General features: G+C 54.2%; 9 protein-coding genes and 1 pseudogene. All 10 read left to right on the top strand.

All coding sequences use genetic code 11. The features are described from left to right. Positions 1–2 precede the first annotated feature (2 nt). A complete protein-coding gene (gene nuoF, locus B7992_RS12820) occupies positions 3–1,310 on the top strand; it encodes an NADH-quinone oxidoreductase subunit NuoF (RefSeq protein WP_088666456.1) in 1,308 nt (435 codons plus the stop codon). Positions 1,311–1,314: 4 nt separating this feature from the next. Next, positions 1,315–2,928 carry a 2Fe-2S iron-sulfur cluster-binding protein gene (locus B7992_RS12815; protein WP_088666455.1) on the top strand — a complete coding sequence of 538 codons (1,614 nt, stop codon included), beginning with the start codon at positions 1,315–1,317 and terminating at the stop codon, positions 2,926–2,928. After that, on the top strand, positions 2,928–4,280 hold the full coding sequence (locus tag B7992_RS12810; RefSeq protein ID WP_088666454.1) for a complex I subunit 1 family protein: 1,353 nt from the start codon (positions 2,928–2,930) through the stop codon (positions 4,278–4,280). The genes B7992_RS12815 and B7992_RS12810 overlap by 1 nt, the downstream gene beginning before the upstream one ends. Further along, entirely contained in the window at positions 4,280–4,849 is a 570-nt protein-coding gene (locus B7992_RS12805; protein WP_249269454.1) for an NADH-quinone oxidoreductase subunit I, read from the top strand. The genes B7992_RS12810 and B7992_RS12805 overlap by 1 nt, the downstream gene beginning before the upstream one ends. Continuing rightward, the gene (locus tag B7992_RS12800) at positions 4,849–5,379 is read left to right on the top strand and encodes an NADH-quinone oxidoreductase subunit J (protein ID WP_073159654.1); all 531 of its coding nucleotides are present in this window, start codon (positions 4,849–4,851) and stop codon (positions 5,377–5,379) included. The genes B7992_RS12805 and B7992_RS12800 overlap by 1 nt, the downstream gene beginning before the upstream one ends. Further along, positions 5,379–5,693 carry an NADH-quinone oxidoreductase subunit NuoK gene (gene nuoK / locus B7992_RS12795; protein ID WP_073159656.1) on the top strand — a complete coding sequence of 105 codons (315 nt, stop codon included), beginning with the start codon at positions 5,379–5,381 and terminating at the stop codon, positions 5,691–5,693. The genes B7992_RS12800 and nuoK overlap by 1 nt, the downstream gene beginning before the upstream one ends. A gap of 6 nt (positions 5,694–5,699) precedes the next feature. Next, a complete protein-coding gene (gene nuoL, locus B7992_RS12790; protein WP_073159658.1) occupies positions 5,700–7,643 on the top strand; it encodes an NADH-quinone oxidoreductase subunit L in 1,944 nt (647 codons plus the stop codon). Further along, entirely contained in the window at positions 7,643–9,349 is a 1,707-nt protein-coding gene (locus B7992_RS12785) for a NuoM family protein (RefSeq protein WP_088666453.1), read from the top strand. The genes nuoL and B7992_RS12785 overlap by 1 nt, the downstream gene beginning before the upstream one ends. After that, positions 9,349–10,818: an NADH-quinone oxidoreductase subunit N gene (locus B7992_RS12780; RefSeq protein WP_073238391.1), complete on the top strand. Its 1,470-nt coding sequence runs from the start codon at positions 9,349–9,351 to the stop codon at positions 10,816–10,818. The genes B7992_RS12785 and B7992_RS12780 overlap by 1 nt, the downstream gene beginning before the upstream one ends. 292 nt (positions 10,819–11,110) lie before the next feature. After that, a pseudogene (locus B7992_RS12775) lies at positions 11,111–12,736 on the top strand (hypothetical protein); the annotation flags it as partial.

The following is a 12,736-nucleotide window of genomic DNA, read 5'->3' as shown; positions in this document are numbered from 1 at the left end:
TTATGGCAGAATGCGTAAAAGTTTGTACTGAAAACTTCGGCAAGGGCGCCCAGGACATTGAAGTCTACAAGAAGCTGGGCGGCTACGAAAACATTTCCGAACGTCTGTTCAACATGAGCCAGTTCGAGCTCATCGACTACGTGCAGCGCACTAACCTGCGTGGCCGTGGCGGTGCAGGCTTCCCGACCGGTATGAAGTGGAGTTTCGTTCCCCGCGGTACCGGCAAGCCGGTATACATCGTGGTGAACGCTGACGAAGGCGAAGGCGGTACCTTTAAGGATCACTTCCTCATGCTGGAAGATCCCCACCGTCTTATCGAAGGCCTTATCATCGCCGCCTGGGCTCTGGGTTCTCGCGCTGCATATATCTACTGCCGTGGCGAATTCCTGCCCTGCATCGAAAGCCTCAACAAGGCTCTGAACCAGGCTTATGCAGCCGGCTACCTTGGCGAAAATATCTGCGGAACCAAGTTCTGCTTCGATATCTTCGTGCATCGTGGTGCAGGCGCCTACATTTGCGGTGAAGAAACCGCACTCATTAACTCTCTCGAAGGCCAGAAGGGTCAGCCCCGCCTTAAGCCGCCTTTCCCGGCTGTGAGCGGTGCCTGGAAGTCCCCGACCTGCGTGAACAACGTGGAAACCATTATGGCTCTGCCCTGGATCCTCAAGCATGATCCTAGCGAATACGCCAAGATGGGTACTCCTCGTGCAGGTGGTACCAAGGTGTTCTGCATTTCCGGCGACGTCAAGAACCCGGGCGTGTACGAAGCTCCCCTCGGTACTCCCATGATGACCATGATTAACGAATACGCCGGTGGCGTTGTTGGTGGCAAGCTGAAGGCTGTGCTGCCGGGTGGTTCTTCCTGCGCTCCCCTGACCGCGGAAGAAGCTGCCGTTGCCACCATGGACTACGAATGCCTGGCTTCCATGAAGACCATGTTCGGTTCTGGTGCGATCATCGTTATCAATGATACCCATAACATGGTTGACCTGCTGAATGTATTGGGCAATTTCTATAGCCACGAATCCTGCGGCCAGTGCACTCCGTGCCGCGAAGGTACCGGTCTTCTGCACCGCATGCTGAACCAGATCGTTGCTGGCAACGGTCATGATGGCGATGTGGAATTGATGCAGAGTCTTGCCGGTGGTTTCGGTGGCGTGACCATCTGCCCGCTGTCCATTTCCTTGGGCGGCCCGGTAGGCGCTTATAGCGCAAAGTTCCGCGCCGACTTCGACGAATACATTGCAAAGAACCCGGATCACGCTAAGCCCCGTGTTCAAGAAACCGCACGTCCTGGAATTTTCTGGTAATAATATGAGTAACTACTATAACATGCCGAAACTCCCGACCGAAAACAGCCCGAAGGTTGAAATCTTCGTGGATGACAAGGCCGTCATGGTTCCGGGCGATACAAACCTCCTCGAAGCTCTCAAGGCTGTCGGGATTGAAACTCCTCACGTCTGTTACCATCCGTATCTGCCGGTTTCTGGTAACTGCCGTCAGTGCCTGGTCGAACAGGAAGGCCCCCGCGGTCGTATGCTGGTCATTTCCTGCTACACTCCTGTTGCTCCGGGTATGAAGATCTATACTCCTGCTTCCTCCGCCCGCGTTAAGAACGCCCGCAAGGCTACTCAGGAATTCATGCTGGTGAACCATCCGCTGGATTGCCCCATCTGCGACAAGGCTGGCGAATGCACCCTGCAGGAAAACTACATGGAATGCGGCCAGAACGAAGGCCGCCTCCGTCCGGAATATGGCAAGAACTATCACGGCAATCCCGCTCACCAGTTCGTTGACTCCAAGGGTCAGGTTCGTGGCGGTAAGCACGTTGATATCGGTCCCCGCATTCTTCTCGACGAAGAACGTTGCGTCCAGTGCGACCGCTGCGTCCGCTTTATGCGTTCAGTCGCCGGCGACGAACAGCTCCAGCTGGCAGGCCGTGCTGACCACACCTACATTACTACGTTCCCCGGCGAAAAGCTGGATCACGAGTATGACCTGTGCGTCACCGACGTTTGCCCCACCGGTGCAATGACTGCCAAGTATTTCCGCTTCCAGAAGCGCGTATGGTTGCTGTCTCATACTCCGACCATCTCCATGGATGACTCCCTGGGTGCAAACATCTGGATCGATCACGCCGACGGTAAGATCTACCGCGTGATGCCCCGCTGTAACCCCGAAGTGAACCGCAGCTGGCTCTCCAATACTAGCCGCATGGCTTTCCAGAACTTTAACAAGAACCGTCTGCCCGCAATTGGCGGCGTAAGCGTCATGAAGGACGCTCTCGCTTCTGCTTCTGGTAAGATTGCTCTCGTTGCTGGTGGCGAATGCACTATCGAAGATTTGGCTGCACTTCGCATGCTGAAGGAATCCCTGGGCGACCGTGCGGAAATCTTTGCCGGTTCTCTTAAGGTGAAGTCTGAACCTGATGGCATTGCCAAGAGCGGTGACCCCATGGCCAACCGCGCCGGCTTCAAGCTCCTTGGTCTTCCGGATGACAACCTGTTTGATTTGGTTAAGCATGTTGCTGACTTCTCCGTTGTCCTTACCGTGAACAATGATATCATTGGCGAAGGCAACAAGTCCATGGATGCAATCGAAAAGATTCCTACTCGCATCGTGCTTTCTGCTTTCAATGACGAAACTGCAAGCAAGGCAACTCTTGCTTTCGGTATCAAGCACTGGAGCGAAGTTCAGGGTACTATGGTGAATAGCCTCAACATCCTTCAGAAGTTGAATGCTGCTCCCACTTGTCCCGATGCTGAACTGAAGCCCGCTTACGAAGTTCTCGCAGAACTTGCCGGCAAGTCCTTCACTTGCGCATACGACGCCTTTAAGAAGGCTGCCGAATACGCTCCTGTCCTGGCTGGCTTGGCATACGACACCATCAAGAGCACTGGTCTGCATCTTGAAGGAGGTAACGCATAATGGATATCATCGAATCCAAATCTTGGGTTGAATGGCTGATCACGATTGCTAAGTTCGCCTTCTGCTTCGTGCCGGTCCTTTACATCCTCCTGTTGATTCCTATGGAACGCCGTGGCGCCGGCTTTATGCAGGATCGCCAGGGCCCGAACCGCTCTTACATCAAGGTTCCGTACTTCGGCAAGATTCGCTTGCTGGGCTATGTACAGAATATGTGCGATGGTGCAAAGCTGTTCTTTAAGGAAATGTTTGCTCCCAAGGGCGCAAGCAAGTTCCTTTACTACGTTGCTCCGGCGATTCCCTTTGCCATCGTATTCCTTTCCCCTTGCGTTATTCCCTGGTTCGGACCCATGGTGTTCGAATGGGGTGGCAAGGTTGTAACGATTAGCGGTTCCATCCTGGATTCCGAAGTTGGCATTTTGCTCCTGTTCGGATTCTCCTCTCTTTCTGCATACGGTGCAGTTCTCGCTGGTTGGGCTTCCAAGTCCAAGTACAGCTACCTGGGCTCTCTCCGTACTTCTGCAATGACCATCAGCTACGAAGTCTGCCAGGGCCTTTCCATGATGGGCCTCCTGGTGCTTGCAGGCTCCTTCAGTCTCACCGATATCGTTAGCTGGCAGGAACATCACGTGTGGGGCATTGTTGCTCAGCCCGTGGCATTCTTCTGCTTCCTCATTGCAACCATCGCAGAAACTGGCCGTGCACCTTTCGACGTTGCCGAAGGTGAACCTGAACTGGTTGCTGGTTACCATACCGAATATGGTGCTATGCAGTTCGGTCTCTTCTACATGGGCGAATACTCTCACATTTGCATTAGCTCCTTCCTGGTTGCAACCCTCTTCCTGGGTGGCTACTCTGTACCGTTCGTAACTACCGAAACCATGCAGGCTCACATGGGCGGCTCTCTGGCCATCCTTTGCTGGGTTCTTGCATTCCTCGGCCTCGCATTCCTCCACATGATGCACCGCTACTCCAAGAAGCTCCGCGCTTCTTCCCAGAGCAACAAGATGGTGATCCTGCAGGAATACAAGCTGTACAAGCTGGTTGCCGGTATTGCTACCGTCGTGTTCATCGCTGCCGGTGTCGCTTCCTGGATGTTCTACACTCCGGAAATCGCACATACCGCCGCTGGCGTCAACACCATCGGTACTGCTCTCGGTACTGCTGTTATCCACCTGCTGGTTCTCGTCGTCAAGAGCGTGTTCTTCTGCTGGGTCTGGATCTGGGTCCGTTGGACTCTGCCCCGCTTCCGCTATGACCATGTGATGAACCTCGGTTGGAAGATTATCCTTAACATCGCTATCCTGAACCTCGTTGTGACCGCAGTTGTCGCAAAGCTCGTTGGAGGTAACTAATGGCTCGCGTTATTAAACAGAAACCCATGACCGTCATCGAACGCCTCTACATTTTCGAGGCTATGCGCGGTCTGTGGACCACCCTTAAGCATGCTGCCCGTGGTTTGTTCCGCTACGAAGAACTTCCCACTATTTCCTACCCGGAAGGCCAGCCCGAAGTTCGCAACACCTATCGCGCCAAGCATCGCTTGATGCTCCGCCCCGATGGCACTCCCCGTTGCGTTGCTTGCGGCATGTGCGCTGCAGCTTGCCCTGCTCACTGTATCTTTATCGAAGCAACCCAGTCTGACGATCCCCGTATCGAAAAGCGCGTCATGCGTTTTGACATCGACCACCTGGTTTGCGTGTTCTGCGGCCTTTGCGCCGAAGCCTGCCCGGTAGATGCTCTCCGCATGGATACCAAGCAGATCGTTTTTGAACATCGCAACCGCGAAGATTTCGTGGCACACCTGGCCGATCTCATCGAATGGGATCCGAAGGATTACCCCGAAGACGCACAGAGCCAGATGGCTCCGGGCGGTACCAAGAACGCCGAGGCCCGCAAGGTCTGGGGAATGGAGGTTAAGTAATGCTCGCCCTGATTTACTTCATTGTCCTTGGAATTATCGCAATTGGCTCTGCCGTTTGCGTGCTCCTTTCCAAGCATCCGCTCTACGGAGCTCTTTCCCTGGTTCTTACCATGCTCTCCCTGGCCGGTATCTACGGCCTGCTGGGTAGCCCCTTCATGGGCGTTGTCCAGATCATGGTTTACGCAGGCGCAATCATCATGTTGCTCACCTTCGTGATCATGGTGCTGAACGCCGGTAAGGACAGCAAGACTCCCATGTTCGACAAGGTTTCCCTGTTCGTGATTCCGGCCGTGATCGTTCTCGCCGGTCTCGTGGGCTTTGCCCTGGTTCGTGCTCCCATCGTCTTCGATGCTACCACCCTCCGCGGCTCTGTAAAGCTCACCTCCGAAACACTGTTTAACGTAGCTCAGGAAGGCCCCGGCTACTTCGTCCTGTTCGAAGTCCTCGGTCTGTTGCTCCTTTCTTCCATGGGTGCCGCTGTGCTCATGGCCAAGAAGCGCCTTGGCTCTGAAATCGAGGAGGAAAAGTAATGGAACTCCAAGCTATGTATGTTCAGATTTTGGCCCTGGTGATTTTCGCCATCGGCCTTATCGTGGCCATTTCCCGCAGAAACATCTTCTTCGTGCTCATGGGTGTTGAACTCGCCCTGAACGCCGTGAACCTGTCTTTCGTGGGCTTTGCCAAGACCCTGCCTGCCGAAATGAGCGTTGCAGGCCAGATCGTGCCGCTGTTCGCAATTGCTGTTGCAGCTGCCGAAGCTTGCGTGGGCCTTGCCATGGTCATCATGATCTTCCGTAACCGCGAGAGCGTTGATTCCAACGACTTCTCTAACTTGAAGGGGTAATAATCAATGACTAATTTACCGCTTTGGTTTATTCCGCTCTTCCCGCTCATCGGTACCATCCTTTTGGGTACCATCGCCGTGATTTCTTCCGGCAGCAAGAAGGGCCCTTCCGAAGGTTTCGTTGGCGCGCTGGCCGTGTTGTTCCCGGCTCTCGCTTTCGCTAGCGTTGTCCTGCTGGCTTTCGGCATGCCCGAAACCGGCATCCGTCAGACCCTCTGCAACTGGATCGACGTCCCCATGCTCAAGGTGGACATCGGATTCCTGTTTGACGGTCTGTCCCGCATCATGCTGCTGTTCGTCACTGGCATCGGCTCCCTGATTGCGCTGTACTCCATCGGTTACATGCACGGCGACCGTGGCTTTGCCCGCTTCTTCGCCTACATCAACCTGTTCCTGTTCAGCATGATCGTGCTGGTCCTTTCCGACAGCCTGCTCCTGACCTTCCTGGGTTGGGAAGGTGTGGGTCTCTGCTCTTACCTGCTGATCGGTTTCTGGAACCACGACGTGAACAACTGCAAGGCTGCAAACAAGGCCTTCATCGTGAACCGCGTGGGTGACATCGGCTTCCTCCTGGGTATGCTGGTGCTCTGCACTATCGGCGGCTCCGCCATCCTCAACTACGATCAGCTGGCTGCATTCATCCAGATGGTCGTTTCCGGTGGCCACGTTGAAATCGTCATTCCGTTCCTGTCTCTCGCCGGTATCTGCTTCTTCGTAGGCTGCACCGGTAAGTCCGCCCAGATTCCTCTTCTCACTTGGTTGCCCGATGCAATGGCTGGTCCGACCCCGGTTTCCGCCCTCATCCATGCTGCAACCATGGTGACCTCTGGCGTGTATCTGCTTGCCCGTCTCGGTTCTATGTTTGCCATGCTCCCCACCGTGCTTGATATCATTACCGTTGTCGGTATGCTAACTGCATTCTGGGCCGCTGTGGCTGGCCTCTTCCAGAACGACATCAAGAAGGTGCTGGCATACTCCACTATCTCTCAGCTGGGCTACATGTTCATGGCTGCAGGTGTGGCTGCATTCGATGCTTCCATCTTCCACGTCTTTACCCACGCCTTCTTCAAGGCTGCCCTGTTCCTTGGTGCCGGTGCCGTGATTCACGCCCTGGCTGGCGAACAGGATATGCGCAAGATGGGTGGCCTGGTCAAGAAGGTTCCCGTTACCGCATGCGTCATGATCTTTGCATTCCTGGCCATTATCGGTATCCCGGGCTTTGCTGGCTTCTGGTCTAAGGACCTGATCCTGGAACGTCTCTACATGAGCGGTCCCATGGGCCCCTACTACTATGCAGTTGGCCTCCTCACTGCTGTTATTACCGCAGTCTACATGGGCCGTCTGATCATCCTGACCTTCTTCGGTTCCTATCGCGGTTCCAAGGAAAGCGAACATCACATTCACGAAGCTCCGGCTTGCATGCTGATCCCCATGGTGATTCTCGCCGTTGGCGCAGTGTTCTCCGGTTATATGTGGGCAGATTCCATCGGCCTTACCTTCTTCCGTGATATGCTGGCTCCTGTTGTTGGTGCTGCACAGCTCTCCGTGGCTCACTCCGAAGCCCACGTGAACCCCATGGTGTTCGCCGGTCTCGGCACTGCCGCTGCTGTTCTCGGTCTCGTGATTGCCTGGGCCAAGTTCGGCAAGGCTCGCATTCCTGAAGCCAAGGGCTCTTCTGCTCCTACCGGCAAGATGGCTACCTGGACCTTCCTCTTCGATATCATTCACGGTTGGTTCATCTGCCTTACCAATGTTGTTGCCTGGATTATCGAAAACTGCGTGGATAAGCTGGTTCAGTTTGTCCAGTGGCTGGTAGCCGGCATTGTTGAAATCCTGGGTGATGGCGTTGCCTCCTTCCAGGTTCGCAAGGTTCGCCTGCAGCTCGCTCTTAGCGTTGCCGGTGTTGTAGCCCTTGTGCTCGTTGTTCTTCTGACCGGAGGTATGATCTAATGCTTCTGCATCTCCTTGTCTTGGCTCCGTTCGTTGCTGCTATCCTCATGGTGGCAACCTCCAAGGAAGATCCCAAGTCTTCTTCCCGCCTGGCTTTCCTCTTCGGCCTTGCCTTTGTGGGCATGTCCGTCGCTCTGATCGCCGGTGGCAACCAGGCTACCGAAGCTGTGGAATGGTTCCGCATTCCTGGCGCAAAGGGCCCGGTTTACTACTACCTGTACAGCCATGGTCTGGGCGCCTGGATGACGCTCCTTTCCACTGGTCTTTCCCTGGTGGCTCTCATCACTGCTCGTAACACTACCTGCAAGAACTACCGCAACTTCGCAATCGGCATCTTCGCCTTGATGGGCGCCATGAACGGCACCTTCCTGGCCGCCGACGCAGTGCTGTTCTTCTTCTTCTTCGAAGCAATGGTGATCCCCGCCGCAATCCTTATCGCCGGTTTCGGTGGCAAGGATCGCGTCAAGGCTGCTATGACCTTCGCCATCTACACCCTGGTGGGCTCCGCTCCCATGATGGTGGCTCTGTGGTACGTGCTGACCAAGGCTGACAACTCCCTGCTCCTTTCTCTGGCCCTGGCTGTCCAGAACATGGATCCCGCCGTCCAGACCTCTATCCTCGTTTGCTTCCTCCTGGCCTTCATGGTGAAGACTCCGATCTTCCCGTTCCACGGCTGGCAGGCAATTTCCTACTCCGAAGCTCCCGCTCCGCTCTCTGCAATCCTTACCGGTGCAATGAGTAAGGCTGGCGTCTTTGGTTTCATTGCCTGGATCCTCCCGATTTTCCCGCTTTCTATGACTGCTGTCAGCACCATGATGTGGCTGGGCCTCGTGACTGCCGTTTACGGCGCTCTCATGGCTCTCCGCGCCAAGGATGCCAAGAAACTTCTGGCCTTCAGCTCCATGGGTCACCTCGGCCTGGCTGTTGCCGGTGTCTTTAGCCTTTCCGAAGTTATGCTCCCCGCAGTGCTGGTGCTCCTGGTGGCACACGGCCTCTCCGCAGGCGCACAGTTCCTTCTGATGGGCATTGGCGAACGTATGACTGGAACTCGCGAACTGGATAAGCTTGGCGGTCTTGCCCGCAAGACTCCGGTGTTCGGCACCCTGTTCGGCTTTGTGGCTGTGATGGCCCTGGCTGTTCCTGGTACTGCAGGCTTCGTCGGCGAATTCACCGTGCTCCTGTCCCTCTGGGATATGGGCCCGCTCCCCGCACTGGTTGCTGGTCTCACCATCATCCTCTCTGCCGCTTACATGCTCCGCTTCGTCCAGAAGGTTATCTTCGGTGAACAGAAGTGCGAAGTGACCGGCACCCAGATGACCGCCCTGGAAGGTTCTTCCATCGGTATCATGGCCGCCCTGCTCCTGGTGTTCGGTATGCATCCCGCATTCATCACCAACGCTCTGCACCTCTTCGACGAACAGGCTGTGGAACAGATGGCTAAGCTCTCCGGCAACGCCCAGCAGATCGAAGAAACTGCCGAAAACGAAGCAGTTCCCGCCGCTGAAGCTGCCGCCTCCGCCGAAGACGAAAATATCGCAAGCGTTGCCCAGCCCATGACCGAAGAAGACTTCCGTCAGCTGGATTCTAACCTGGCCGCCAACGGTTTCAGCGAAGAAGAACGCGCATCTCTCATCAAGCAGCTCCGCGAAATGGATGTCGACACCGCCGCCGCTTCCGAAGCCGCTGTTGAAGGAGGTAACAACTAATGAGTAACATGATCATTCTCTTGCCGGTTATCCTGGTTGCCGTTGGCGCCCTGATTTCCTTGGCTGCAGAACCCTTCATCAAGGACGAGAACAAGCATAAGATCCTTCCCTGGGTCGCTTCCGCATTCGCCCTGTTCGCAGCCGGTGCCTACGCCCTGGTCACTACCGATACCTTCTACGGCCTCTATGCCATGGATCCGGCCCGCCGCCTCCTGGGCGTTGCCATTGTGCTCTGCGCCTTCCTGGGTATCGCTGGCCTCCAGTGGACCCTGGGCCACGAAAAGTTCAAGGGTGGCGAAGCTTACGCCCTCCTGATGCTTGCTACTACTGGCGCCCTGCTCATGACTCAGGCCATCGACTATGTGGCCCTGTTCCTGGGCATGGAACTGGCTAGTTTCCCGATCTACGCCCTGGTGGGTATTCGCCGCAAGGATGCAAACGCTAACGAAGGTGCCTTCAAGTACTTCGTTTCCGGTTCCATCTTCAGCGCCATCTTCCTCTACGGTGTGGCTATGGTTTACGGTGCTACCGGTACTACCAGCTTCAATTCCGCCATTCTCCCGGGTCGCGAAAGCATCTACGGCATTGGCGTGTTCATGACCGTGATTGGCCTCCTGTTCAAGGCTGGTGCCGCTCCTGTCCACTTCTGGGTGGCTGACGTCTACACCGGTGCTTCCGTTGCAGTGACCGGCTTCATGGCTGCCGTTGTTAAGGTTGGCGCTCTCGCCGCCCTGGCTTCTGTATGGCTCGGCATCCTGGTGACCAAGGCTGGCTCCGCAGCCGCCTGGAACCTTGCTGAACAGGTGACCATCGGTTCCCAGTCCAAGGGCCTCTACTATGTGGTTGTTATCGTGGCTCTGCTTTCCATGGTGTTCGGTGCCTTCGGCGGTCTCGCCCAGAAGTCCATCCGTCGCATCTTGGCTTACTCCGCCGTGATGAACGCCGGCTTTATCGTAATCGGCCTGCTGCTGCCCAACTACGCTGCAAACGGTACCGTTCAGATGGGCCCCATGTTCTACTTCCTGGTGACCTACGCCGTTGCATCTGCTGGCGCCCTCACCGGTATTGCCTACCTGTCTGGCCGTGACGACCGCAACGAAACTCTGGAAGCAATCCAGGGCCGCGGCCGCAAGCGTCCCTTCGTTGCTCTGGGCGTGACTGTCTGCTTGGCAAGCCTGGCTGGCCTTCCGCCGGTTGCTGGTTTCCTGGCCAAGTTCACCCTGTTCACCGACGCATTCGCCGCTGGTATGGGCTGGCTCGCTGCCGTGGCCTTCGGCCTCTCCCTGGTGGCTGCCGTGTTCTACCTGCGTATCGCCTTCGTCCTCTTCATGCCCCTCAAGCCTGAATGCGAATGCAAGTGCGTATGCGCCAAGAGCGCACCCTTCAGCTACCTGCTGAAGTTTGCAGTGACCGTTGCCGCTATCGCCCTCCTGGTGGTCGGCGTGATCCCCGGCATCGCCCTGATCTAATCAGTTACAGGACGTCATTCCTGAACTGACCCAAAGTCATCCTGAACTTGTTTCAGGATCCTAAACTTCGAAAACGCCTCGTAGGAATCCCCTACGGGGTGTTTTTGTTTATAAGCGGATTTTATAAAGTACTTGAATGAATTCGCCTTCTGAACATTTTGGGGGTTCGTGTGTGACAAGGAACAAAAAATAGGGGGGAAAGCGGAAAAGGAACGTCTGATTTTGTAAGAAAATTAGTGACAATAATGCAATGAAAATTTATCTTTCGTCACTGAGAAAGATAAAGGTTTGTATGAAAAAGATAATCTATGCTATGACTTTTGCCGGCATCTGCGCTGTAGGCGCTAATGCTGCTTTGACTGCCGTGAATGGTTGTTACCAGATCACGAACTATACCGACCTGAAGGACTTTGCTACCAAGGTGAATAGTGGTGAAACCGCCGCCTGTGGTCAGGTGACTGCTAATATTACCGCTTCTGGTACGTGGACGCCAATTGCTGACTTTGAAGGTTACTTTGAAGTAGTGGGTGATTATTCAATTAGTAAGCTGTCTTATACCTACAACAAAGTGATTGGTATGGCGGTGAACTATGACTATAAAGGTCTTTTTAGCAAGGTCAAGGGTGGCGCAGTCATCAAGAATGTGAAGTTGACAAGCCTTGATATGAATGGTGAGGACTTTGTCGGTGGTATTATCGGTAGTGTTGAAAGCACCGGTGATAATACAAAGGCTGTCTTATTGGATAATTGTAGCGTTGCTGGTTCCGTTAAAGGAGATAAAAATGTTGGTGGCCTTGTTGGAAATGTGTCTTCCAACACAAAGCTGATTGTTGTAAACAGTTATAATTCCGCAACAATTTCAAAAACAGGCCTGTCTATGTCTGTCGCTGATCAGGCTGGTTTGATTGGCTATGTGTCTTCTGGCGCTTCTGTGACTTTGGTTAACTGCTACAATACTGGTTCTGCTACGACAAACCCCCTTGTTGGTAGTTCCGATGGTTCAATCAGTGCTACCGATGTAGTTTGTAGCACCTCAAGTAAGTGCAATAACGTTGTAAAGGACGCCACTTATAATGCAAACCCTGCAATTGCTTATAACACAAATTTGAGCGATGCAACTTACCAGGCTGAAAAGGTAGAAGTCCTTTATGATGAAGCTTATGCAGGTAAGATGCAAGCAGTCTATCAGAACTATGTAGATCTGTCTGGCGTTACCATCGCTTACGAAAACAGCAAGGTAACTGCAACCTTCACTGATGATGCAACTACCTTCTCTATCCCTCAGGATATCAAGGTCGACAAGGTTGTCTTCAACCGCAAGTTCACTAACACCAAGTCTTCTACAATCGCTCTGCCTTTCAGCGCAAGTACGTCTGTAATTGCTGGTGCTGAATTCTACACTATTACGGGCGTCACACCGAGAGATCAGACTGATGAGAATTCTCGTGATACCGTTGTTGGAGATGGTGTTACCTCCGTTGAAGCTTATGTACCTTACCTTGTAAAGCCTACCGGTAATGATGGTTCTTTCGCTGTTTCTGGTGCCGTAACCCTGAAGAAGACTCCCGCCTCCCAAAACACTACTGTTGGTGATTGGTCTTTCATCACTGCTCTTGAAAAGAAGGTCTGGCGCCGTGCCGATGCCTCTAAGAATCTTGAAGCTAGTAACGAAGACGAAATTGGCCGCATCTATGGTTTTGCAGGTGCTGAGTCCGATGGCTTTGTTCCTGGCAACTTTGTTCGTGTAGAAAAGGCAAACATCATGCCTATGCGCGCTTACTTGAAGTATACAGGTAATCTTGGAGAATGCGGAAACGCTCTTTGCAAGGCTTCTCCTGTAGTTCTTTCTGACTCCATGGTGGTTCGCCTCAATTCTATAAAGACCGTTGATCCTTCTGTTGGTGGCGAAGTGATTGAC

Source organism: Fibrobacter sp. UWH1, assembly GCF_002210365.1.
In the GTDB taxonomy this organism is placed as follows: domain Bacteria; phylum Fibrobacterota; class Fibrobacteria; order Fibrobacterales; family Fibrobacteraceae; genus Fibrobacter.
This window is presented reverse-complemented; position numbering and strand designations above follow the sequence as displayed.